The 23154-nt window shown below is 67.9% G+C and carries 25 protein-coding genes and 1 pseudogene; 17 read left to right on the top strand and 9 right to left on the bottom strand.

The genetic code is table 11. From position 1 onward, the window contains the following. Positions 1 to 34 precede the first annotated feature (34 nt). Entirely contained in the window at positions 35 to 1264 is a 1230-nt protein-coding gene (locus tag AC5Y4F_RS22490) for a sensor histidine kinase (RefSeq protein WP_156750059.1), read from the top strand. Positions 1265 to 1346: 82 nt separating this feature from the next. After that, entirely contained in the window at positions 1347 to 2030 is a 684-nt protein-coding gene (regX, locus tag AC5Y4F_RS22485; protein ID WP_067934883.1) for a two-component sensory transduction protein RegX, read from the top strand. A 31-nt stretch (positions 2031 to 2061) separates the two neighbouring features. Here the strand turns inward: regX and AC5Y4F_RS22480 are convergent, their stop codons facing one another. From AC5Y4F_RS22480 to AC5Y4F_RS22470, 3 genes are read right to left on the bottom strand one after another with little or no spacing between them, the layout of a single operon-like run. Continuing rightward, on the bottom strand, positions 2062 to 3924 hold the full coding sequence (locus AC5Y4F_RS22480; protein ID WP_499998760.1) for a GMC family oxidoreductase N-terminal domain-containing protein: 1863 nt from the start codon (positions 3922 to 3924) through the stop codon (positions 2062 to 2064). Beyond that, positions 3921 to 4250 carry a hypothetical protein gene (locus tag AC5Y4F_RS22475; RefSeq protein ID WP_067934880.1) on the bottom strand — a complete coding sequence of 110 codons (330 nt, stop codon included), beginning with the start codon at positions 4248 to 4250 and terminating at the stop codon, positions 3921 to 3923. Before AC5Y4F_RS22475 ends, AC5Y4F_RS22480 begins: the two co-directional genes overlap by 4 nt. Then, positions 4247 to 5215, bottom strand: coding sequence for a tocopherol cyclase family protein (locus AC5Y4F_RS22470; RefSeq protein WP_067934878.1), 969 nt, complete (start codon positions 5213 to 5215; stop codon positions 4247 to 4249). Before AC5Y4F_RS22470 ends, AC5Y4F_RS22475 begins: the two co-directional genes overlap by 4 nt. 42 nt (positions 5216 to 5257) lie before the next feature. Between AC5Y4F_RS22470 and AC5Y4F_RS22465 the strand changes: the two genes are divergently transcribed. Beyond that, entirely contained in the window at positions 5258 to 6010 is a 753-nt protein-coding gene (locus AC5Y4F_RS22465; protein ID WP_499998757.1) for a FadR/GntR family transcriptional regulator, read from the top strand. Here AC5Y4F_RS22465 and AC5Y4F_RS22460 read toward each other — a convergent pair. Beyond that, the gene (locus AC5Y4F_RS22460; RefSeq protein WP_499998754.1) at positions 5973 to 6767 is read right to left on the bottom strand and encodes a DUF3109 family protein; all 795 of its coding nucleotides are present in this window, start codon (positions 6765 to 6767) and stop codon (positions 5973 to 5975) included. The genes AC5Y4F_RS22465 and AC5Y4F_RS22460 overlap by 38 nt on opposite strands. Before the next feature lie 119 nt (positions 6768 to 6886). On the opposite strand from AC5Y4F_RS22460, the gene AC5Y4F_RS22455 reads away from it, so the two are divergent. The 9 genes from AC5Y4F_RS22455 to AC5Y4F_RS22415 all read left to right on the top strand — a co-directional run bounded on the left by AC5Y4F_RS22455 (position 6887) and on the right by AC5Y4F_RS22415 (position 14379). Beyond that, positions 6887 to 7903: a Ppx/GppA family phosphatase gene (locus AC5Y4F_RS22455; RefSeq protein WP_499998752.1), complete on the top strand. Its 1017-nt coding sequence runs from the start codon at positions 6887 to 6889 to the stop codon at positions 7901 to 7903. Continuing rightward, entirely contained in the window at positions 7900 to 8856 is a 957-nt protein-coding gene (locus AC5Y4F_RS22450; RefSeq protein WP_499998750.1) for an Rv0497 family membrane protein, read from the top strand. Before AC5Y4F_RS22455 ends, AC5Y4F_RS22450 begins: the two co-directional genes overlap by 4 nt. A 14-nt stretch (positions 8857 to 8870) precedes the next feature. Further along, positions 8871 to 9713, top strand: coding sequence for a sugar phosphate isomerase/epimerase family protein (locus tag AC5Y4F_RS22445; RefSeq protein WP_067934868.1), 843 nt, complete (start codon positions 8871 to 8873; stop codon positions 9711 to 9713). Positions 9714 to 9738: 25 nt separating this feature from the next. Then, entirely contained in the window at positions 9739 to 10590 is an 852-nt protein-coding gene (locus tag AC5Y4F_RS22440; RefSeq protein WP_067934867.1) for a thioesterase family protein, read from the top strand. Positions 10591 to 10617: 27 nt separating this feature from the next. Continuing rightward, positions 10618 to 11493, top strand: coding sequence for a pyrroline-5-carboxylate reductase (gene proC / locus AC5Y4F_RS22435; protein WP_499998746.1), 876 nt, complete (start codon positions 10618 to 10620; stop codon positions 11491 to 11493). Positions 11494 to 11631: 138 nt separating this feature from the next. Continuing rightward, positions 11632 to 11883, top strand: a complete 252-nt coding sequence (locus tag AC5Y4F_RS22430; RefSeq protein ID WP_066992137.1) for a cell division/environmental response transcriptional regulator — start codon at positions 11632 to 11634, stop codon at positions 11881 to 11883. Positions 11884 to 12029: 146 nt separating this feature from the next. Next, entirely contained in the window at positions 12030 to 12131 is a 102-nt protein-coding gene (locus AC5Y4F_RS22425; protein WP_003402602.1) for a 30S ribosomal protein bS22, read from the top strand. A 50-nt stretch (positions 12132 to 12181) separates the two neighbouring features. Beyond that, the gene (locus AC5Y4F_RS22420; protein WP_067937908.1) at positions 12182 to 13309 is read left to right on the top strand and encodes an SDR family oxidoreductase; all 1128 of its coding nucleotides are present in this window, start codon (positions 12182 to 12184) and stop codon (positions 13307 to 13309) included. Continuing rightward, the gene (locus AC5Y4F_RS22415) at positions 13291 to 14379 is read left to right on the top strand and encodes a lysophospholipid acyltransferase family protein (protein WP_197520650.1); all 1089 of its coding nucleotides are present in this window, start codon (positions 13291 to 13293) and stop codon (positions 14377 to 14379) included. Before AC5Y4F_RS22420 ends, AC5Y4F_RS22415 begins: the two co-directional genes overlap by 19 nt. 59 nt (positions 14380 to 14438) lie before the next feature. Here AC5Y4F_RS22415 and AC5Y4F_RS22410 read toward each other — a convergent pair whose 3' ends face one another. The 5 genes and pseudogenes from AC5Y4F_RS22410 to AC5Y4F_RS22390 form a co-directional block, all read right to left on the bottom strand. Next, entirely contained in the window at positions 14439 to 15365 is a 927-nt protein-coding gene (locus AC5Y4F_RS22410) for a cyclopropane mycolic acid synthase family methyltransferase (protein ID WP_499998740.1), read from the bottom strand. Next, the gene (locus tag AC5Y4F_RS22405) at positions 15366 to 15887 is read right to left on the bottom strand and encodes an FAS1-like dehydratase domain-containing protein (RefSeq protein ID WP_067937952.1); all 522 of its coding nucleotides are present in this window, start codon (positions 15885 to 15887) and stop codon (positions 15366 to 15368) included. A gap of 43 nt (positions 15888 to 15930) precedes the next feature. Further along, positions 15931 to 16839 carry an HAD family hydrolase gene (locus tag AC5Y4F_RS22400; RefSeq protein ID WP_067937915.1) on the bottom strand — a complete coding sequence of 303 codons (909 nt, stop codon included), beginning with the start codon at positions 16837 to 16839 and terminating at the stop codon, positions 15931 to 15933. 160 nt (positions 16840 to 16999) lie between these two features. After that, entirely contained in the window at positions 17000 to 17239 is a 240-nt protein-coding gene (locus AC5Y4F_RS22395) for a WXG100 family type VII secretion target (RefSeq protein WP_499998734.1), read from the bottom strand. Positions 17240 to 17286: 47 nt separating this feature from the next. Next, positions 17287 to 17595, bottom strand: a pseudogene (locus AC5Y4F_RS22390) (WXG100 family type VII secretion target). 58 nt (positions 17596 to 17653) lie between these two features. Here AC5Y4F_RS22390 and AC5Y4F_RS22385 point away from each other — a divergent pair. The 5 genes from AC5Y4F_RS22385 (at position 17654) to hemB (ending at position 23149) form a co-directional block, all read left to right on the top strand. Next, complete coding sequence (locus tag AC5Y4F_RS22385) at positions 17654 to 17920, top strand: glutaredoxin family protein (RefSeq protein WP_499998731.1); 267 nt, start codon at positions 17654 to 17656, stop codon at positions 17918 to 17920. A 125-nt stretch (positions 17921 to 18045) separates the two neighbouring features. After that, positions 18046 to 19416 carry a glutamyl-tRNA reductase gene (locus AC5Y4F_RS22380; protein WP_499998729.1) on the top strand — a complete coding sequence of 457 codons (1371 nt, stop codon included), beginning with the start codon at positions 18046 to 18048 and terminating at the stop codon, positions 19414 to 19416. 13 nt (positions 19417 to 19429) lie between these two features. Continuing rightward, positions 19430 to 20377 (top strand): hydroxymethylbilane synthase, encoded by a 948-nt coding sequence (gene hemC / locus AC5Y4F_RS22375; RefSeq protein WP_499998798.1) that lies wholly within the window; start codon positions 19430 to 19432, stop codon positions 20375 to 20377. A gap of 23 nt (positions 20378 to 20400) precedes the next feature. Continuing rightward, positions 20401 to 22059, top strand: a complete 1659-nt coding sequence (locus tag AC5Y4F_RS22370; RefSeq protein WP_499998727.1) for a bifunctional uroporphyrinogen-III C-methyltransferase/uroporphyrinogen-III synthase — start codon at positions 20401 to 20403, stop codon at positions 22057 to 22059. 106 nt (positions 22060 to 22165) lie between these two features. After that, entirely contained in the window at positions 22166 to 23149 is a 984-nt protein-coding gene (gene hemB / locus AC5Y4F_RS22365) for a porphobilinogen synthase (RefSeq protein WP_082947722.1), read from the top strand. Positions 23150 to 23154 lie beyond the last annotated feature (5 nt).

Here is a 23154-nt window from a genome sequence, read left to right as displayed (position 1 = left end):
GGCAGCGTTCAGGAAGATTTGTAGGATTTGCTATGTGACTGTGTTCTCGGCGCTGTTGCTGGCCGGGGTTGTGTCCGCGCTGGCGCTGGCCGCAGGTGTGCTGGTCGGGACCCGGCTGTCACCGCGGGCGGTCCAGCGCCGCCAGCGGGTCGGCAGCGAATGGACCGGAATCACCGTCGCGCAGATGCTGCAACGCATCGTGGCGCTGATGCCGCTGGGCGCTGCGGTGGTGGACGCGCATCGCGACGTCGTCTACCTCAATGACCGGGCCAAGGAGCTGGGCCTGGTGCGCGACCGTCAGCTCGATGACCAGGCCTGGGAAGCGGCGCAACAGGCGCTGACCGGCGTCGACGTCGAATTCGACCTGCGGCCCGCGAAGCGGGCGGGCGGCCGCTCCGGGCTCTCGGTGCACGGGCAGGCCCGGTTGCTCAGCGAAGAAGACCGCCGGTTCGCCGTGGTCTTCGCTCACGACCAGTCCGACTTCGCGCGAATGGAAGCGACCAGGCGCGACTTCGTGGCCAACGTCAGCCACGAGCTCAAGACCCCGGTGGGTGCCATGGCGCTGCTCGCAGAAGCCCTGCTCGCCTCGGCCGACGACTCCGAAACCGTGCGGCGGTTCGCCGAGAAGGTGCTCGTCGAAGCCAATCGGCTGGGGGACATGGTCGCCGAGCTGATCGAACTGTCCCGGCTACAGGGAGCCGAACGGCTGCCCACCGTCGTCGAGGTCGACGTCGACAAGGTTGTGGGAGAAGCAATTTCGCGCCATAAGGTGGGGGCCGACAACGCCGATATCGAGGTCCGCACGGACGCGCCGAGCGGTCTGCGCGTGTTGGGCGACGAAACTTTGCTGGTGACCGCCCTGGCCAACCTGGTATCCAACGCCATCGCCTATTCGCCGCCGGGATCGCCGGTGTCGATCAGCCGCCGCCGCCGCGGCGACAGCATCGAGATCGCCGTGACCGACCGCGGCATCGGAATAGCCCTGGAAGACCAGGAGCGGGTTTTCGAGCGGTTCTTCCGGGGGGACAAGGCCCGCTCCCGCGCCACCGGTGGCAGCGGGTTGGGTCTGGCCATCGTCAAGCACGTCGCGGCCAATCACAACGGCAGCATCGGCGTGTGGAGCAAGCCCGGGACCGGATCGACATTCACCCTTTCCATTCCGGCGGCCGTCGCGTCTCATCAAGGCGACGGCGAATCCGAGCAATCGCAGGGCCGCGATGCGCGACCCAACCGCTCACAGCGAGAGGAAGAACTAAGTCGATGATCCGCTCGTATGACGACGCAGTGGGGGTACCCCCAGCCGCGCAGCGGCGAGGGGGACGTAGCGATGAGGAGGAATCGCGAAGATGACCAGTGTGCTGATCGTGGAGGACGAGGAGTCGCTGGCCGATCCGTTGGCTTTCCTGCTCCGCAAGGAGGGTTTCGACGCCACGGTGGTGACGGACGGTTCGGCCGCGCTGGCCGAATTCGATCGCGCCGGCGCCGACATCGTGCTGCTTGACCTGATGCTGCCCGGAATGTCCGGCACCGACGTGTGCAAGCAGCTGCGTGCGCGTTCCAGCGTCCCGGTGATCATGGTGACCGCCAGGGACAGCGAGATCGACAAGGTGGTTGGTCTCGAACTCGGCGCCGACGACTATGTGACCAAGCCGTATTCCGCGCGTGAGTTGATCGCGCGGATCCGCGCGGTGTTGCGCCGTGGCGGTGACGACGATTCCGAGATCAGCGATGGCGTGCTCGAATCCGGTCCGGTGCGAATGGATGTCGAGCGCCACGTCGTTTCGGTCAACGGCGACACGATCACCTTGCCGCTCAAGGAATTTGACCTTCTCGAGTATCTGATGCGCAACAGCGGTCGGGTGCTGACCCGCGGACAGTTGATCGACCGGGTGTGGGGCGCCGACTACGTCGGCGACACCAAGACACTCGACGTCCACGTCAAGCGCCTGCGGTCCAAGATCGAGGCGGACCCGGCCAACCCGGTCCACCTGGTGACGGTGCGCGGGCTGGGCTACAAGCTCGAAGGCTAGCCCGCGTTGAATGTGCGCCCGGTACGCACGCTCAGCGGGCGCTGATCACCTCGTCGGCCACCCCCAGCGCCAGCGCCATGATCGACAGCTGAGGATTCACTTCCGGGCAACTGGGCAGAATCGACGCGTCGGCCACCCACACACCGCGCACGCCACGCAGCCGCCCCGTCGCGTCGACCGGACACAACTGCTCGTCGGCGCCCGCCGCCACGGTGCCGGTCGGATGAAACGCCGCGACGTGCAGGCTTCTGGGGTCGGTGCGACGCAACGAATCCTGCAATGCGGGCAGCGAGGTGACCGTTTTGGCATGTGGCAGGCCGGTGAGGACCTCCACGGCACCGGCGGCGAACAGTAGCCGCCCCATGGCCTCCATCGCCGTCACGAGCTTGGCGGCGTCGCCCCTGTCGATCGGGTAGCGCACCACCGTCTCGCCGCGAACCGATGACACCGAGCCGACGCCGCGGTCGGCCACCATGGCGCCGAACGTGGCGACCTGCGGCGCGCGCTCCAGCCAGCCGAGCAGCTCGGCGCCGTAGCCCGGAAACACCATCGAGCCCATACCGGGCGGGGTGGACGTGGCTTCGATGAGCACGCCGTGAGATTTGTGCAGCTCGTGAACCGCGGCGCTCTGCAGCACGCCGTGCCAGGCGACGACGTCGGAGTCGAAGCGCCCGGCGAGCACCGTCGCGGGATGCAGCGCCAGATTGCGACCGAGCCGCGGGTGGCCAAATCCGCTGCGCCGCAACAGCCCTGGCGTTTCTGTGGCGCCGGCCGCCACGATGACCGTGTCGGCCAGGATGTCCACCGCGGTGCCATCCGGACGGCGCGCGCGCACCCCATGGGCGCGCCCGTGCCGGTGCAGCACCCGTTCCACCCGGGCGTGCGAGACGATCCGGGCACCCGCCGCGCAGGCCTGCGGTAGCGCGTTGAGGTGGACACCGAACTTGGCGTTGCATGGGCAGCCGATCGCGCACTGGCAACAGCCCTCGCAGCCGGGGGCGTTGCGCGGGATCGGCGCCGCTTGCCAGCCCAGCTCCGTGGCGGCCTCGAGCAGCAGCCGACCGTTGCGTCCCATGACGTCCAACGGCACCGGCGCGACCCGCAGCGTGCGTTCGACTTCGTCGAGGTGGTTCGTCAGCCGGTCGTGGTCGGCCAGGGCAAGCCCGAACTCGTCGCGCCAGCGCCGCTGCACGTCCGGCGGCGGACGGTAGCAGGTGCCCGAGTTCACCACCGTGGTGCCGCCGACGGCGCGGCCGATCGGCAGCACCACCGACGGGCGTCCCAGCGCGACGGTGGCTCCGCCCCCGCGGTACAGCCCGGCGTAACGGTCGATCGGGTGCGTGGTGCGGAATTCCCCGACCGTCCAGCGGCGTCCCTCCTCGAGCACGACGGTGTCCAGACCCGCCCGCGCCAGGGTTCGGGCCGCCATCGCGCCGCCGGCGCCCGAGCCGACGACCACCGCGTCGGCTGAGACGACGGACGGGCAATCGGCCGAGGAGGTGATGGTCAGATCCGCATCGGGGCGCGCCGCGTCGTGCTCGCCGGCTCGGGCGAAGAGCTCGGACGCATAGGTGTCGGCACCGTTTGCGAGCAACACGATGGCCTTGAGCGCCTCGAGCGCCGCTGCGGCCTCCGGGCTCAGCGAAGCCACTCGGCGCAGCACCCGATCTCGGCCGCCGGGGCGCAGCCGCGACAGTGACCGCCCGGTGGTGAGAAGGCTTGCGGCGCTTACTGATGCGAATCCGGCACGCACTCCCAACCTGGATGTCGCAGGTAGCTGGGCGAGGTAGCGTTCGATGCGCGCCGCCAGCTGATCCGCCGGCGGGCCGCCGTGTTCCTCGGGCAGCAGCGCGGTGCCGAACGACGCGGTTGCCCGCTCGGCCGCACGGCTCATACCAGGAATCCGAACCGGCGGCCGATCTTGATGAAGAACGGATAGGTCGCGAAGATGCCGGCCGCCGCCGCGTGCATGGGCCAACCGCCCTTTGCGGTGTCGACCCCGAAAACCCCGCTGTTCCACATGAAGTCGCGCCCATTGCGGGCGCGGAACGGCCGCCACAGCAGGCCGAGCCCGGGCACGTTGTTGTAGAGGCCGAACGACCCGCCGAAGAAGATGCCCAGAACCGCGGCCTCGGCGACGTCTCGCCGGTCCGACGGCACGTGCCGCTCGATGAGCGCGCCGCTGGCCACCAGCAGCGGCGGGTCGAGTAGGAAGCTCATGTCGGGATCCTTTCGTTGATCTCGGGTGCCGCGCGGCCGCGCAGGCCCACCTCGGCATGCCCGGTGCCGAGCACCGACCAGTGCCGGTCGTCGATCTCGACGTGCACGTCGGCCTGTTCGGTGTTCGTGCACACCGCGTTGCCGCCGTCGGGGTCGGTGTAGCCCAGGCTCACGCAGCGGTCCGGCGGCTGGTCGATCCGGATGAGCACGCGGCGACCGTCGATGCGTCCCTCCAGCTGCCAGTGCTGCAAGCCCAGCGTCGTCCGCATTCGCAGCGACGGCAGATGCTTTGTTAAAGGGCTTGCGGGCCAATCTTTTCCGTCGATGCGAAACCGAACGAACGCCATCGGGGCCAGCCTGTTCAGGCCCGGCTTGTGCGAGACGGCGGTGACCGCCTCGACAACGTCGCCATGGCCGAGGTCGGCGTGGACCCAGCCCCAGCGCTTGGCGTTGCCGTGCCCGTAGATGTGGGCGACGCCGCCGCGCCAGCCGTCGATCCGGATCCTGGAGTCGGCGACGGTCAGCGAGCCGGTGAAGTCGGCGGTCGGGGCGATGACGACCTGGGCGCCCGGCAGCAGTTCGCGGTCCCAGGCGGCGCGGGGGAACGTCCAGAGCGGCGCGCCGGGATCCGTCCAGGCCAGGTCCCAGGCGAGTGATCCGGCGCGCCCGCTGAGCTGTTTGTCGCCCATCCGCACGCCATCGGCGTCGAACCACCAAGGACCGGTCGCGGGCGAGGCGGGCGCGGGACCGAATCGCTCGGTGCGGGGCGCGGCGTCGGCCGCGAACCAGGTGGCCCAGCCGTGTGCATAGGCGCCGTTTGCCTCGGTCACCGGGGCCACCGTCTCGCAGTGCACCCAGAGCCCGGCCCGGGTCGCCGGATCGGACAGGGTGGCGTACCAGACTTCCAGGCGGCCGGCCTTGCCGCGCCAGCGCGGATTCGCGGCCGATTGCGTTTCGCCGTCCATTGCTCACCTTCCGTGGGTTCGTCCACTATATTGGTTGAGCCAATGAACCAGTCAAGTCCGCTGCGTCCGCCCGATCGCCAACGCGTCGACGAACAGATCGCCGCGTCGATCGCCGACGCGATCCTCGAGGGCGCCTTCCCGCCGGGCTCGGCCCTGCCGCCCGAGCGGGAACTGGCCGAGCAGCTCGGTGTCAACCGCACGTCGCTGCGGCAGGGTTTGGCCCGGTTGCAACAGATGGGACTGATCGATGCGCGGCACGGCAGCGGCAACGTGGTCGCGGACCCGCAGGGGCTCACCCACCCCGCCGTGGTAGAGGCGCTGGTCCGCAAGCTGGGCCCCGAGTTTCTGGTGGAGTTGTTCGAGATCCGGGCGGCGCTGGGGCCGTTGATCGGCCGCTCAGCCGCGCGTCGGATCACCCCCCAAAGTGCCGAGGCCCTGCGCGGGGCATTCGCGGCGGTCCGGGAGGCCGACGGCCCGGCGGCGCTTCAGGCCGCCGACCTCGCCTTTTTCCGGGTGCTCATCCACCACAGTCGCAACCGCGCACTGGCGCTGCTGTATCGCTGGGTCGAGCACGCTTTCGGCGGCCGGGAACACGAGCTCACCGCGGCTTACGACGACGCCGCCCCCGTGATGGCCGGTCTGGAGACGATTACCGAGGCCGTGCTGGCCGGCGACGAGGAGGGAGCCGCCGCAGCGGTCGAGGCATACCTGTGCGCCAGCGGGCAGCGAATGGTGTTGTCCTACAACAAGACCGATGCTACTCGGCGAGACGCGTCGCCGGATGCACCGCAATGAGCCCTAACTTGCTGCGGCGCTTGCACATTGCGGCCAACTCAGCATAGGCCTTCGCGCCCAGCAGTTCGGTGAGTTCGTCGGCCAGGCTTTCCCACACCTGCTTGGCGCCGACATGGGCTGCCGGATCGCCGCTGCAATACCAGTGCAGGTCGGCGCCACCGGAACCCCAACCGCGGCGGTCGTATTCGGTGACCCAGGTCTTGAGGATCTCGGTGCCGTCGGGCCGGGTCACCCACTCCTGGCTGCGCCGGATCGGCAGCTGCCAGCAGACATCGGGCTTCATGGTCAGCGGCGGCACGCCCAGCTTGAGGGCCTTGCTGTGCAGCGCGCAGCCCACACCGCCCGCAAAACCCGGCCGGTTCAGGAAAATGCACGCGTCCTTGTGCTTGCGGGTACGGTACTGCGGCTGGCCGTCATGCTCGTCGAGTTCCAGATATCCCTTGCGGCCCAACCCTTTTTCGCGGAACTGCCAGTCGGCATTGGTCAGCTTTTTCACCGCGTCATCGAGGCGGACGCGGTCGTCGTCGTCGGACAGGAACGCGCCGTGCGAACAACACCCGTCGTCGGGGCGCCCCGCCACCGTCCCACGGCAGGCCGGAGTGCCGAACACACATGTCCACCGGGAGAGCAGCCAGGTCAGGTCCGCCGCGATCAGGTGCTCGGGGTTGTCGGGGTCGTAGAACTCCACCCATTCGCGGGCGAAATCCAGCTCGACCTCTTGTCCCGGTTCCGGGTGCGAATTCCCCACGCAATCCACGTTAGACCACGATTCGGCCCATCCGAGCCGCTGACACTCGCGGCCCGGGTGGCCGCGGTCAAGGCGGATTGACCGGGTCGCGCAAACCACCGTCCCGGTGGCTTCGTTAGGTTGTTTACGTGCGATTGGGCGTTCTCGACGTGGGCAGCAACACGGTGCATCTGCTGGTGGTGGATGCCCACCGGGGCGGCCATCCGACGCCGATGAGTTCGACGAAAGCCACTCTGCGTCTTGCCGAGGCCACCGACAGCGCCGGCAAGATCACCAAACGCGGTGCGGACAAGCTGATCTCCACGATCGACGAGTTCGCCAAGATCGCCGACAGTTCGGGCTGCGCGGAGCTGATGGCCTTCGCCACATCCGCGGTCCGGGACGCCGGCAACTCCGAGGATGTCCTGGCTCGGGTGCGCAAGGAAACCGGCGTCGAGTTGCGCGTCCTGACCGGGGTCGACGAGTCGCGGCTGACCTTCCTCGCGGTGCGCCGGTGGTACGGGTGGAGCGCGGGCCGCATCATCAACCTCGACATCGGCGGCGGCTCGCTGGAGATGTCCAGCGGCGTGGACGAGGAGCCCGACGTCGCGTTGTCACTGCCGTTGGGCGCGGGACGGCTGACCCGCGAGTGGCTGCCCGACGATCCGCCCGGCCGGCGGCGGGTGGCGATGCTGCGGGATTGGCTGGACGCCGAGCTCTCCGAAACCAGCGTGAAGATCCTCGACGCGGGTAGTCCGGACCTGGCGGTCGCGACATCGAAGACTTTCCGCTCGCTGGCGCGGCTCACCGGCGCGGCGCCCTCGGGTGCCGGACCGCGGGTCAAGAGGACGCTGACAGCAAACGGCCTCAGGCAACTCATATCTTTCATCTCTAGGATGACGACCGCTGACCGGGCAGAACTGGAAGGAGTGAGCGCCGAGCGGGCACCGCAGATCGTTGCGGGTGCTCTGGTGGCGGAGGCAAGCATGCGAGCGCTGTCAATCGAATCGGTGGATATTTGCCCGTGGGCGTTACGGGAAGGTCTCATCTTGCGCAAACTCGACAGCGAAGCCGACGGATCGGCCCTCATGGAGCCTTCGGTGCGCAATGCTGGAGGTCAGGTAGTTGATCGGAATCAGAACCGATCGAGAGGCGACAAACCATGACCGGACCGCACTCCGAGGCCGAGGACTCCGGCACTCGGCCAATCTCGGTTGCCGAACTGCTGGCAAAAAACGGAACCATCGGTGCCCCGGCCGTCACCCGGCGGCGCCGGCGCCGGCGCGGCGACAACGACGCGGTGACCGTCGCCGAACTGACCGGTGACCTCCCGGCGATCGGCGACGACGACGAACCCGGATACGACGCCAACCAAGCCACCGACACAATCGACGCTGTCGAACCCGCCCCGCCTGAACCCGCCGGAGACGAATCCAACGCGCCCTACTGGTCCGAGCCGGAGCCGCGCTGGCCCAAGTCGCCGCCGCAGCCCGAGCGGACGTCAGCGCCCGAACGCAGCGAATATCCGCGGCCGTTGCCCGAGGCCGGCCCGGTCGGCTCGTCCGGCTCGGGCACCGGGGAACCGGGCTCCGGGGCCGAGGACATGACCTTCGACCCGATGGATCACTACGCCGACGCGCCAGTGGACGTCATGGACTCCGACGTGCGCGAGGCCGAACCGGCGCTGGAGGACTCCGCGTACGTCCGGTCCTTTCTGCGGTCTGGGGATTTCGACGATGACGAGGACGGATCCGGACCGCTACCCGCCGCAGTGCTCGGGGAGGACGAGCACCTCGATCTCGAGGACGGGCACGCGGACACCGACCCGGATGCCTACGTCGAGGAGGGCAGATTCGACGCGGTGTGGCGCGGCGGCCTCGTCGTCCTGCAGTCGATGCTGGCCGTCGCCTTCGGCGGCGGGTTGTTCGTGGCCTTCGACCAGCTTTGGCGTTGGAACAGCCTGGTGGCGCTGGTGCTATCGGTGCTGGTCATCCTCGGCTTGGTCGCCGGGGTCCGGGTGGTTCGCAAAACCGAGGACATTGCCAGCACGTTGATCGCGGTCGCGGTGGGTGCGCTGATCACCCTGGGGCCCTTGGCGCTGTCGCTGCAATCGGGCTAGCGGCACCGTAGACAGTGCGCCCAGCCATCAAAGTCGGCCTCTCCACGGCTTCGGTGTACCCGTTGCGGGCCGAGGCCGCCTTCGAGTACGCGGCCCGGCTCGGTTACGACGGCGTCGAGCTGATGGTGTGGGCCGAGTCGGTCAGCCAGGATGTCGCCGCCGTCAAGAAGCTGTCGCGGCACTACCGCGTCCCGGTGTTGTCCGTACACGCGCCCTGCCTGCTCATCTCCCAGCGGGTGTGGGGTGCCAACCCGGTGCCCAAGCTGGATCGCAGCGTGCGCGCCGCCGAACAGCTGGGCGCACAGACCGTCGTCGTGCATCCGCCGTTTCGCTGGCAGCGGCGCTACGCCGAGGGTTTCAGCGAGCAGGTGGCGGCGCTGGAAGCGTCGAGCGACGTGATGATCGCCGTGGAGAACATGTTTCCCTTCCGCGCGGACCGGCTCTTCGGGGCGGGCCAGTCACTGGAACGGATGCGCAGGCGCGGTGGCGGGCCCGGCCCGGCGATCTCGGCGTTCGCGCCCTCCTACGACCCGCTCGACGGCAACCACGCGCACTACACGCTGGACCTCTCGCACACCGCGACCGCGGGCACCGACTCGCTGGACATGGCCCGGCGGATGGGGGCGGGGCTGGTGCATCTGCACCTATGCGACGGCAACGGTCTGCCCGCCGACGAGCATCTGGTGCCCGGGCGCGGCACCCAACCCACCGCCGAGGTGTGCCAGATGCTGGCCGGCAGCCATTTCGCCGGGCACGTAATCCTGGAGGTGTCGACGTCCAGCGCGCGTTCCGCCAACGAGCGCGAGGCCATGCTCGCCGAATCGCTGCAGTTTGCCCGCGCGCACCTGCTGCGCTGACCAAGCCAGGAGAAACCCAGACAACATGAGTGCCTTATTCACCACCGCAATGACATTGCGGGAGGTCGGTTCGGGCGTCTTTGAAGGCGAGCTCGACAAGCGCTGGACGATCGGTGCCAAAGTGCACGGCGGCGCGATGCTGGCGCTGTGCGCCAACGCCGCCCGCATCGCGTGCGCCGGGCACTCCGGCGGGCTCGCATCGGTCCAGCAGCCGGTCGCGGTGTCGGCGAGCTTCCTGTGGGCGCCCGACCCCGGTCACGTGCAGCTGGTGACCTCGATTCGCAAGCGGGGCCGCCGGATCAGCGTCGTCGACGTGGAACTCAACCAGGGCGACCGCACCGCCGTGCACGCCGTGGTCAACCTGGGCGAGCCCGAGCATTGGCATCCGGACGGCTCGGAAGGGGTAGCCGCGCCGCTGCTGTCCGCCAACCCGGTGGCCGACTTGATGGCGCCCGAGCCTCCCGACGACGTCGAGCCGATCGGGCCCGGGCATCCGCTGGCCGGCCTCGTGCACCTGGGGGAGGGCTGCGACGTGCGGCCGGTGCTGGCCACGATGGCGCCCCGCGGCGACGGGCGGCCGCCGGTGATCCAGATGTGGGCGCGCCCCCGTGGCGTGGCCCCGGACGCCCTGTTTGCGCTCATGTGCGGCGATCTGTCGGCGCCGGTGACCTTCGCCGTAGACCGCACCGGCTGGGCGCCCACGATCCAGCTCACGGCCTTTCTGCGCGGCCTACCGGCCGACGGCTGGCTGCGCATCATCGCGACCTGCACCGAGATCGGGCAGGACTGGTTCGACGAGGACCACACCGTCGTCGACAGCCTCGGCCGCCTGGTGGTGCAGGCCCGCCAGTTGGCATTGGTCCCTGCCGCTCGCTAGCGCGCGGTGTCTGCGATGCTGTCCGGCATGGCAAGAATCGCGATCATCGGTGGCGGCAGCATCGGGGAGGCTCTGCTGTCGGGTCTGCTGCGGGCGGGCCGGCAGGTCAAGGACCTGGTGGTGGTCGAACGGGTTCCCGAGCGCGCCAAGTACCTGGCCGACACCTATTCCGTGCTGATCAGCTCGGTATCCGACGCGGTGGAGAACGCCTCATTCGTCGTGGTCGCGGTCAAGCCCGCCGACGTCGAGCCGGTGATGGCGGACCTTGCCCGCGCGGCCGCCGCCGCCGAGAGCGATACCGCCGAGCAGGTCTTCGTCACGGTCGCGGCGGGGATCACCATCTCCTACCTCGAGTCGAAGCTTCCGGCCGGCACCCCGGTCGTGCGGGCGATGCCGAACGCGGCGGCCCTGGTCGGCGCCGGGGTCACGGCGCTGGCCAAGGGCAGGTTCGTCACGGCGCCGCAGCTCGAAGGCGTCTCGGCCCTGTTCGACTCCGTCGGTGGCGTCCTGAGCGTTCCGGAAGGCCAGATGGACGCCGTCACCGCGCTGTCAGGCTCGGGGCCGGCGTATTTCTTCTTGCTGGTCGAGGCTTTGATCGACGCGGGCGTCGCCGCGGGCCTGAGCCGCGAGGTGGCCGCCGACCTGACTGCGCAGACCATGGCGGGCTCGGCGGCCATGCTGCTCGAGCGCACGGACGCCGATCGGCGGCTGGGCGAGGCCGAGGCGCCGGTACCGCGGGCCGATGCCGCGGCGACGCAGCTCAGGGCGACGGTGACCTCGCCCGGCGGTACCACCGCGGCCGCCCTGCGTGAGCTGGAAAGAGGGGGCCTGCGCGCGGCCGTCGACGCGGCCGTTCAGGCCGCCAAAATGCGCTCTGAGCAGCTAAGAATTACATCAGAGTAAGCAAAGTTTTTTGAACTGATTGTCCCCCACCAGTACCAGTAACCCCATTAGTCCCGCTATTCTCCTCTTGTAAGCACGTGTGGGTGCCAGCGGAGGGGAAGCCGCTGGCATGCGCGTGCCTGACACGATTGGGTTGCGATGACGTCTAGTAACGGGCCATCAGCGCGAGATGCTGCAGGTAAGCCACGGGATGCCAGTTCCGTCGATCAGGGCAGGACGCAGTTTCTCACCGTCGCTGAGGTAGCGGCGTTGATGCGGGTCTCAAAGATGACCGTGTACCGGCTGGTGCACAACGGCGAGCTCCCCGCGGTCCGGGTGGGCCGGTCCTTCCGGGTGCACGCCAAGGCCGTCCACGACATGCTCGAGACGTCCTACTTCGACGCCGGCTGACCCTGAAATGTGCCGCCAGCGGGCGGCACCCAGGCTCCGTGGGTACGCGGCGATCGGCCGATGCCGGTTTGGTGTTCGATGCGTTGCGCCGGGTAAAGTGTCCGGGTCCAATCTTTGAAGCAGGCCACGGTCAGATAGCGGAGTTCATGGGTTCAGTAATCAAGAAGCGGCGCAAGCGTATGTCGAAGAAGAAGCACCGCAAGCTGCTGCGTCGCACCCGGGTGCAGCGCAGAAAACTCGGTAAGTAACCCGCTCGCGGCACACTGCCTTCGCCTCTCCTGGCCGCTAGGCTGTTCGAGTGGGTCCGTCGAACGGGGATGACGCCAAACCAGGCGACAATGCAGGCAATACCGTGCATTACCCAAAAGTCGTTCTCGTCACAGGTGCATGCCGCTTTCTGGGCGGCTACCTGACGGCTCGGCTCGCGCAGAATCCGATGATCAACGCGGTGATCGCGGTCGACGCGATCGCCCCGAGTAAGGACATGCTGCGCCGGATGGGGCGCGCGGAGTTCGTCCGGGCCGACATCCGGAATCCTTTCATAGCCAAGGTGATTCGCAACGGCGACGTGGACACGGTGGTGCACGCGGCGGCCGCGTCGTATGCGCCGCGATCCGGCGGCACCGCGGCGTTGAAAGAGATCAACGTGATGGGCGCGATGCAACTGTTCGCGGCCTGCCAGAAGGCACCCTCGGTGCGACGGGTCGTGCTCAAGTCGACGTCCGAGGTGTACGGCTCGAGCGCGCACGACCCGGTGATGTTCACCGAGGACAGCACCAGCCGTCGACCGTTCCGCGACGGTTTCGCCAAAGACAGCCTCGACATCGAGGCGTATGCGCGCGGCTTGGGACGGCGCCGTCCCGACATCGCCGTGACGATCCTGCGGCTGGCCAATATGATCGGCCCCGCGATGGACACCACGCTGTCGCGTTATCTAGCTGGGCCTTTGGTGCCGACGATGTTCGGCCGCGACGCACGCCTGCAGTTGCTGCACGAGCAGGATGCACTCGGTGCGCTGGAGCGCGCGGCGATGGCCGGCAAGGCGGGAACGTTCAACATCGGCGCCGACGGCATCATCATGCTGTCGCAGGCGATTCGGCGCGCCGGCCGGATTCCCTTGCCAGTACCGAGTTTCGGCGTTTGGGCCCTGGATTCGTTACGCCGCGCCAATCGCTACAACGAGATCAGCCGCGATCAGTTTGATTATTTGAGTTACGGCCGGGTCATGGACACCACCCGGATGCGTTCGGAGCTCGGCTACCAGCCGAAATGGTCGACGGCGGAGGCGTTTGACGACTACGTACGCGGCCGCAGCCTGACTCCCATTATCGACCCACTTCGGGTACGCTCCTGGGAGGTACGCGCGATATCCCTAGCTCAGCGCTGGGGTAGCCGAAATCCAATTCCGTGGGGTGGGGTCAGGTAGGTATCGTGGCGGGCGAAAACAGAGCGAATGTCATTCCACTGCACACGAATCGGGGTCGGGTAGCAGCGCGTCGCAGAGCGGATCAACGGGCGGAGTCTTCTCGCCAGCATCCGTCCATACTTTCTGATCCGAGCGGCCAGGCATCAGCGGAGCAAATCGCCGCGGTGGTTCGGGAAATCGACGAGCACCGCCGAGCCGGCGGGACGCCGTCCGCCGACGCACCCCTGAATGACCTGGCGCAGCGGGTCGCCTCGGTTGCCGGATTCCTCCGCCAGCGGCTCACCGGCGATTACAGCGTCGACGAGTTCGGCTTCGACCCGCACTTCAACAGCGCGATAGTTCGGCCGTTGCTGCGGGTGTTCTTCCGATCCTGGTTCCGGGTGGAGGTGAGCGGGATCGAGAACCTGCCGGCCGACGGCGCAGCGCTGGTGGTCGCCAACCACGCCGGTGTGCTGCCGTTTGACGGGCTGATGCTGTCGGTCGCGGTGCACGATGAGCATCCCGCGCAGCGGGACATGCGGCTGCTGGCCGCCGACATGGTGTTCGATCTGCCCGTGGTGGGAGAGACGGCTCGCAAGGCCGGCCACACGATGGCCTGCACGACGGACGCGCACCGGTTGCTCGCCGCCGGCGAGCTCACCGCGGTGTTCCCGGAGGGCTACAAGGGGCTGGGCAAGCGCTTCGAGGACCGTTACCGGCTGCAGCGATTCGGACGTGGTGGATTCGTCACGGCAGCGCTGCGGGCGAAGGCGCCGATCATTCCTTGCTCGATCATCGGGTCCGAAGAGATCTACCCGATGCTGACCGACGTCAAGTTGCTGGCGCGGCTGTTCGGGCTGCCGTATTTCCCCATCACGCCGCTGTTTCCGCTGGCCGGACCCATGGGCCTGGTGCCGCTACCGTCGAAGTGGCGCATCGCCTTCGGTGAGCCGATCCACACCGACGACTACTCAGCCTCCGACGCCGACGACCCGATGGTCACCTTCGAGCTGACCGACCAGGTGCGGGAAACGATCCAGCAGACGCTGTATCGGCTGCTGGCCGGCCGGCGCAACATCTTCTTCGGCTGAACTGACCAAAAGGAAACGCCACCGCGGGAATCCGCGGTGGCGTTGATTCCTTGAGGCGGCTACTTGACCATCGTGAACTGGCAGACGTTGGTGTAGCCGTCGCGGAACAGCTCCGAGCAGCCCCGCAAGTACTTCAGGTAGATGTCGTAGGTCTCCTGCCCCTTCAGGGCGATCGCCTCGTCCTGGTGCGCCTCGAGGGCATTACCCCAGGCGGTCAGCGTCGGAACATAGTTCTTGCCGATGAAGTGGTGGCGCTCGATCTTGAAACCGGCGTCAGTTGCGTACTTGTCGACCAAGTCGACCTGGGGCAACTTTCCGCCCGGGTAGATCTCCTTCAATATGAAGCTGATGAACCGCAGCAGGGTCATGTTCACCTGCAGCCCGAGCTTTTTGCCCTCCTCGGCGGTGGGCACCACGATCGAGTGGAGCAGCATGCGGCCATCGTCCGGCAGCAGGTCGTAGTACTTCTTGAAGAAGCTCGCGTAGCGCTCGTACCCGGCGTCACCGGCGCCGTCGGCGAAATGCTCGAACGCGCCCAGCGACACGATGCGGTCGATCGGTTCGTCGGGGAATTCCTCCCAACCCTGGATGCGCACCTCCTTGCGGCGGGGGCTGTCCATTTTTTCGAACTCCGCCACGCAGTGGGCGTACTGGTTCTCGCTCAGCGTCAGGCCGATGACGTTGACGTCGTACTCGGCCACCGCGTGCCGCATGGTCGAGCCCCAGCCGCTGCCGATGTCCAGCAGCGTCATGCCGGGCTCGAGGTTGAGCTTGTCCAGTGCGAGCTTGCGCTTGGCGTACTGGGCCTCTTCCAGCGTCTTCGTCAGATTCTGCGGGTCCGGGTTCTCGTCGAAGTAAGCGCAGCTGTAGGTCATCGACGGGTCGAGCCACAGCTTGAAGAACTCGTTCGACTTGTCGTAGTGCGACCGGACTTTCTCGACCGGCGGCTTGAGCTGCGTGCTCCCCGTTTCCCGCTGTAAAGACATCTACAACGCCCCTAACTTTCCTGCAGATATGGATGCAACTGCTGCGGCCGTAGCTTCGACGTCCGCTTGGTTTGAAGACTCTCCCAACATCGTGACGACACTTGTGACGATCGGGTTCCCATCCACGTCTGTCACTTCGCTGCGGATCTCCACAAGCACGGTGCCGTGGGACTCAATCACCGAGTCGAGGTAAGTGTCGAAATACAGCCTATCGTGGGCCAGGATCGGGCGGTGGAACTTGAACTTCTGGTCGCGGTGGATCACCCGGGCGATGTTGATCGGGATGCTGAACTTGGTGAAGATCTCCAGCTGTACACGGCGTCCTGCGATCGCGAGGAACGTCAGCGGCGCCACCATGTCCGGGTACCCGGCTTTCGCCGATTCACTCTCGTCGAAGTGCGCCGGGTGGTCGTCTTTGATCGCCATCGCGAACTCTCTGATCTTCTCGCGGCCGACCTCGAAGTAATCCGGTGCGCGGTAATGGCTGCCGATGAGTCCTTCGGCTTCCTTGGGGACCGTCATGGCGTATGCCTTCCGCTCGATTGTCTCTGCGCGGCGCAGCCTATCAGCGCGATTGCCGTCGGGAAGCCAGCGCGGCCAGCGCCCCACCGGCTGCGCCCAGGGCCAACGCCGAGGGGACCCCGATCCGGGCCGCTTTGCGAGCGGTGCGGAAGTCGCGAATCTCCCAGCCGCGCTCCCGGGCCAGGGCGCGCAGGCGGGCGTCGGGATTGATGGCGACCGCGGTGCCCACCAGCGACAGCATGGGCACGTCGTTGAAGCTGTCCGAGTAGGCCGTGCAGCGTTTCAGGTTGAGGCCCTCGCGAATTGCCAGCGACCGCACGGCGTGAGCCTTACCGGTGCCGTGCAGTATGTCCCCGACCAGCCTGCCGGTGAAGACGCCGTCGACGGACTCCGCGACCGTGCCCAGGGCGCCCGTCAGGCCGAGCCGTCGCGCGATGGTCGCGGCCAGTTCGTAGGGCGTGGCGGTGATTAACCAGACCTGCTGGCCGGCGTCCAGATGCATCTGCGTGAGTTCGCGGGTGCCGGGCCAGATCTTGTCGGCGATGATCTCGTCGTAGATCTCCTCGCCCAGGGCGACCAGCTCTTCGACCGATCGGCCCTCGATGAAGGCGAGGGCCTTGCGTCGCCCGGCGGCGACGTCGTTGCTGTTTTCGGTCCCGAGGATCTGGAACTTGGCCTGCGCGTAGATGAATCCGATCACATCGCGATAGGTGAAGTAGTTGCGCGTGGCCAGCCCGCGGCCGAAATGCACCGCCGACGAACCCTGCACGAGCGTGTTGTCCACGTCGAAGAACGCCGCGGCGGTCAGGTCGATCGGGGGCTGGGGACGGTCCTGCGAGGCGGCGGCTTCCTGCATGCCCTCGATCGCGCGGGCGGCGCTGGCGTCAGCGGCCAGCGACTCCAGGTCAACGTGACCGGTGTGGTCTGCGTTGGCCGGGCCTGAGGAAGTCATCGTCAAACCTCCTAGATCGCTGTATTGCCTGGCGACCCAGCGGGTGCCCGATCACCAACCCTATCGGGCAGATGGCGCGGGCGTCGGTGTGTCCGGGCCTGGTGAAAGAGTTCGCCGGGTCACAGCCGGCGGCGCGACGGAATCACGACCACATACGGAATCACGACCACCACATACGGAGATTCGTCGACACCGCACCCGTGTAGTGGCCGTGCGCGCTCGTGGCCGCCTTCTGCAGTTGCACCAGCGCTTCGCGCATCATCGCCTCGCCGCGCGCCCAGTGCCGATGCGCCTCGGCGTGAGCCGCCGCGCCATCACCCGTCCGTGGTGTGTGAAAATACGTTGCGCGAGAATCGATTTCGGTAATTCTTCCTTCGGCGTAGCGCTGAAACACTGCCATGCGCCGCACCGCGCCGGCCAACGCCTGGGGATCAATTCGAAAACGCCTCAGCCACCACGCACCATCCGCTCAGCTGCGCGGAGCCGGTTTCGGTGCGCTGATATGCCCCACCGGCCTGGTCCGCCAGCTGCGACAGCATCGACAACCCGAGCTCTACCTCGCGGGCTCCGTGATGCCACAGTTCCCACGCGGATCCGTAGGCGGTGCCCGCCGCCCCGTGCCAGCCTCCCAACACCTGAACCACCCGATCATCGAGCCGGGACAGCTCAACCGAAAACTCCTTGGCCGCACCGCCGAGCGAGACGGCGAAGCCCTGCAGTCACGGCCGGATCGGCCCGCACCGTTTCGTCAGCCATCGTCGGACATAACGCCTGGTAGATGGCCGCACAAGTCACCGATGCGACACTGGTGGCCATGACTGAGACCGGCCGGCCCCAGGTGGAGCTGTTGACCCGCGACGGGTGCTCCATCTGCGAGCGCGTGCACGCCCGGTTGGTCGAATTGGCCGACGAGTTGGGCTTCACGCTGTCGATGACCGACGTCGACGCCGCGGCTGCGGCGGGAAACACCGCGCCGCGGGCCGAGTTCGGCGACCGGCTGCCCGTAGTCCTGCTCGACGGCCGTGAACACAGCTACTGGGACATCGATGAGGCCCGGCTGCGGGCCGACCTTGGTCGCTGACCCGACGTGCACTGTGCGGCCGGTGAGCGCCGAGCATTTATTTGGTAGCCCAGCTGATAAACGTTTACCGTGGACAGCAGTTCAATTACTGGAGGAAGCAAGGGAGCTGGCCAGGTGATGCTGCCGTGAGCGTCTTGCTCTTCGGGGTTTCGCACCGCAGTGCGCCGGTCTCCGTCTTGGAACAACTCAGCATCGACGAGTCCGATCAGGGCAAGATCGTCGATCGGGTGTTGCAGTCGTCACTGGTGACCGAGGCGATGGTGCTGTCGACATGCAACCGGGTCGAGGTCTACGCGGTGGTGGACGCGTTCCACGGCGGGTTGGCGGTGATCGGGCAGGTGCTGTCGGAACACTCCGGGATGTCGATGGCCGACCTCACCAAATACGCGTACGTCCGGTACAGCGAGGCCGCCGTCGAGCACCTGTTCGCGGTCGCCAGCGGCCTGGATTCCGCCGTGATCGGCGAGCAGCAGGTGCTCGGCCAGGTCCGTCGCGCCTACGCCACCGCCGAGACCAACCGCACCGTCGGGCGGATATTGCACGAGCTGGCCCAGCGGGCCCTGTCGGTGGGCAAGCGGGTGCACTCCGAAACCGCCATCGACGCCGCCGGCGCCTCGGTGGTGTCCGTCGCACTCAACATGGCCGAACGCCGCCTGGGCACACTGTCGGGCAAGACCGCGGTCCTGGTCGGCGCCGGAGCGATGGGTGCCCTGTCCGCCGGGCACCTCTGCCGTGCCGGCGTCGCGCGCGTGCACGTCGTGAACCGGTCGCTGTCCCGGGGCCAGCGCCTGGTCCGCAAGATTCGCGACGCCGGTGTGCAGGCTGACGCCGTGCCCTTGGAGCGCCTGGCCGACACCCTGGCCGGTGCCGACGTCGTCGTCAGCTGTACCGGAGCGGTAATGCCGGTGGTCTCGCTGGCCGACGTTCACCACGCGCTGGCCGCCGCGCACCGCGACGAAGAGACCGACCCACTGGTGATCTGCGACCTGGGCATGCCGCGCGACGTCGACCCGGCGGTGGCCGGGCTGCCCGGCGTCTGGGTCGTCGATGTGGACCGTGTGCAGCACGAGCCCTCGGCCCACGCCGCGGCCGCGGACGTCGACGCCGCCCGCACCATCGTCGCCACCGAGGTTGCTGCCTATCTCGCCGGACAGCGAATGGCCGAGGTCACGCCGACTGTCACGGCGTTGCGCCAACGCGCCGCCGATGTTGTCGAGGCGGAACTGCTCCGCCTCGACAACCGGCTGCCTGGGCTCGAGAGCGCCCAGCGCGAAGAGGTGGCCCGCACCGTGCGACGGGTGGTGGACAAGCTGCTGCACGCGCCGACCGTGCGGATCAAACAGCTAGCCAGCGCCCCCGGCGGTGACAGCTATGCCGAGGCGCTACGCGAACTCTTCGAACTCGACCAGACCGCCGTCGACGCCGTGGCTGCGGGCGAATTACCAGTCATTGCAAACGGATTCGACGCGGGTATGCCGCAGCAAACTGCCGAGTAGGCGATTGGCGAACGTGATCCGGATAGGCACCCGGGGCAGTCTGCTGGCCACCACCCAGGCCGGGGTCGTCAGAGACGCTTTGATCGCGCTGGGACACCCCGCGGAGCTGGTGACGATCAGCACGGCCGGCGACCGCTCGTCGGCGCCCATCGAGTCCCTCGGGGTGGGGGTCTTCACCACCGCACTGCGCGAGGCCATGTTGGAGGGCCGTGTCGACGCCGCGGTGCACTCCCACAAGGACCTGCCGACCGCCGACGATCCTAGGTTTGCTGTGGCGGCCATACCGGTGCGCAACGACCCGCGTGACGCCGTGGTCGCGCGGGATGGACTGGTGCTCGCGGAGTTGCCGCCCGGTTCGCTGGTGGGCACCTCGTCACCGCGGCGGGCCGCACAGCTTAGAGCATTGGGTCTCGGTTTGGAAATCCGCCCCCTACGAGGCAACCTAGATACCAGGTTGAACAGGGTAAGCAGTGGTGATCTCGACGCGATCGTGGTAGCCCGGGCGGGACTCGCCCGGATCGGTCGCCTCGACGACGTCACCGAGACGCTAGAGCCGGTGCAGATGTTGCCAGCACCGGCTCAGGGTGCGCTCGCCGTCGAATGCCTTGCCGGCGATAGCCGGTTGGCGGCAGTGCTGGCGGAACTGGACGACGCCGACACGCGTGCGTCGGTCACCGCTGAGCGAGCCCTGCTGGCCGAACTGGAGGCCGGTTGCTCGGCACCGGTGGGCGCGATCGCCGAAGTCGTCGAGTCCATCGATGAGGAGGGCCGGATCTTCGAAGAGCTGTCGCTGCGCGGTTGCGTGGCGGCGCTGGACGGGTCCGATGTGATCCGCGCGTCCGGCATCGGGAGTCCCGGTCAGGCACGAGAGCTCGGGCTTTCGGTGGCCGCGGAACTGTTCGAGCTGGGCGCCCGAGAACTGATGAGCGAAGCGCGGCAAGACCCTGCGCGAGGAAAGTAAATGCGAGTTACGTGGGAGCGACAATGACGACGCGAGGGCGTAAGCCGACACCGGGCCGCATCACCTACGTGGGCTCCGGCCCGGGTGACCCGGGATTGCTGACGACCCGGGCCGCCACGGTGCTGGCGAACGCCGCTTTGGTGTTCACCGATCCTGACGTGCCCGAGCCGGTGCTGGCCCTGATTGGCAAAGACCTGCCACCGGTTTCCGGCCCGGCGCCTGCCGACGCGGCCGCCACGAACGGCGACGCCGGTGCCGGCCAGGGTAAGGCGCAGCCGGTGGTGATCACCGGCGGTCCCGACCTCCGCCCCGCGCTGGGCGACCCCGCCGAGGTGGCCAAGACGCTGACCGCCGAGGCGCGGACGGGTGTCGACGTGGTGCGGTTGGTGGCCGGTGACCCGCTGACGGTCGACGCGGTCATCACCGAGGTCAACGCCATCGCGCGGAGCCACCTGCACATCGAGATCGTGCCCGGGCTGGCCCCCAGCGATGCCGTCCCGACGTACGCGGGGTTGCCGTTGGGCTCCTCGCACACGGTCGCCGACGTGCGCGGTGACGTGGACTGGGAGGCGCTGGCCGCGGCGCCCGGTCCGCTGATTCTGCAGGCCACGTCGTCGCATCTGGCTGACGCCGCGCGCACCCTGATCGAGCACGAGCTGGCCGAGAACACCCCGTGTGTGGTGACCGCGCACGGCACCACCTGTCAGCAGCGTTCCATCGAAACCACGCTGCACGGCTTGACCGATTCGGCGGTGCTGGGCGGTGCCGACCCCGCCGGTCCGTTGACCGGCCCCCTGGTGGTGACCATCGGCAAGACGGTGGCCAGCCGGGCGAAGCTGAACTGGTGGGAGAGCCGTGCGCTGTACGGCTGGACCGTGTTGGTGCCGCGCACCAAGGACCAGGCCGGCGAGATGAGCGAGCGTTTGACCTCCTACGGTGCGCTGCCGATCGAGGTCCCGACCATCGCCGTCGAGCCGCCGCGCAGCCCAGCCCAAATGGAAAGGGCCGTCAAGGGATTGGTCGATGGCCGCTTCCAATGGGTGGTGTTCACCTCCACGAATGCGGTGCGCGCGGTGTGGGAGAAATTCGGCGAGTTCGGTCTGGACGCGCGCGCATTCTCCGGAGTGAAGATCGCGTGTGTGGGCGAGTCGACCGCCGACCGGGTCCGGGCATTCGGGATCAGCCCCGAACTGGTGCCGGCCGGAGAACAGTCCTCATTGGGTCTGCTCGACGACTTCCCGCCCTACGACAGCATTTTCGACCCGGTCAACCGGGTCCTGCTGCCGCGCGCCGACATCGCCACCGAGACGCTGGCCGAGGGTCTGCGCGAACGTGGCTGGGAGATCGAGGATGTCACCGCCTACCGGACGGTTCGGGCCGCCCCGCCGCCGGCGGAAACTCGGGAGATGATCAAGACCGGAGGCTTCGACGCGGTGTGCTTCACGTCCAGCTCCACGGTGCGAAACCTGGTCGGCATCGCCGGCAAGCCGCACGCACGGACGATCATCGCCTGCATCGGTCCCAAGACCGCCGAGACCGCAGCCGAATTCGGTCTGCGGGTGGATGTCCAGCCCGAGACCGCCGCGGTTGGTCCGCTGGTCGATGCCCTGGCCGAACACGCCGCGCGGTTGCGCGCCGAGGGTGCGCTGCCGCCGCCGCGTAAAAAGAGCCGCAGGCGCTAGTGGCGATCGCAAGCGCGGCGTGGCCGGGCGCGGCGGGTCGCCACCATGATGTTGTGGCGATCGCAAGCGCGCTGGAGCGCGCGCGGCGGGTCGCCACTCAACGAGCATGAGTGCCTATCCGCGGCAGCGCCCGCGTCGGCTTCGCACCACCCCGGCACTGCGTCGTCTGGTGGCGCAAACATCTTTGGAGCCAAGGCATTTGGTGCTGCCGATGTTCGTTGCCGACGGCATCGACGAACCGCGGCCGATCACTTCCATGCCAGGCGTGGTGCAGCACACCCGTGATTCGTTGCGCAGGGCGGCCGCCGGTGCCGTCGCGGCCGGGGTGGGCGGGCTGATGCTGTTCGGCGTGCCCCGTGACGAGGACAAGGATTCGCTCGGGTCGGCCGGGACCGATCCCGATGGCATTCTCAATGTCGCCCTGCGGGACCTGGCCAAGGACCTCGGCGAGGCCACGGTATTGATGGCCGACACCTGCCTGGACGAGTTCACCGACCACGGACACTGCGGCGTCCTCGACGCCCGCGGCCGGGTCGACAACGACGCCACCGTGGCCCGGTATGTGGAACTTGCTGTGGCTCAAGCAGAATCGGGCGCTCACTTGGTGGGGCCGAGTGGCATGATGGATGGACAGGTGGGCGCGATCCGCGACGGATTGGACGCCTCGGGCTTCATCGACGTGGCGATCCTGGCCTACGCCGCCAAGTTCGCCTCGGTGTTCTACGGCCCGTTCCGTGAGGCGGTCAGTTCCAGCCTCTCCGGTGACCGGCGCACCTATCAGCAGGAGGCCGGCAACGGCCGAGAGGCGCTGCGCGAGATCGAGCTCGATCTGGACGAGGGCGCCGACATCGTGATGATCAAGCCGGCGATGAGCTATCTCGACGTGGTCGCGGCCGCGGCGGACGTTTCGCCCGTTCCCGTCGCCGCGTATCAAGTGTCTGGTGAGTACGCGATGATATGCGCTGCGGCCGCGAACAATTGGATTGACGAGCGCACCGCGGCGTTGGAGTCACTGACCAGCATCCGGCGCGCCGGAGCCGATATCGTTCTCACCTATTGGGCCGCCGATGCGGCAGGGTGGCTCTCGTGAGATGG

The sequence above is a fragment of the Mycobacterium sp. NGS56 genome (assembly GCF_059812425.1).
This window is presented reverse-complemented; position numbering and strand designations above follow the sequence as displayed.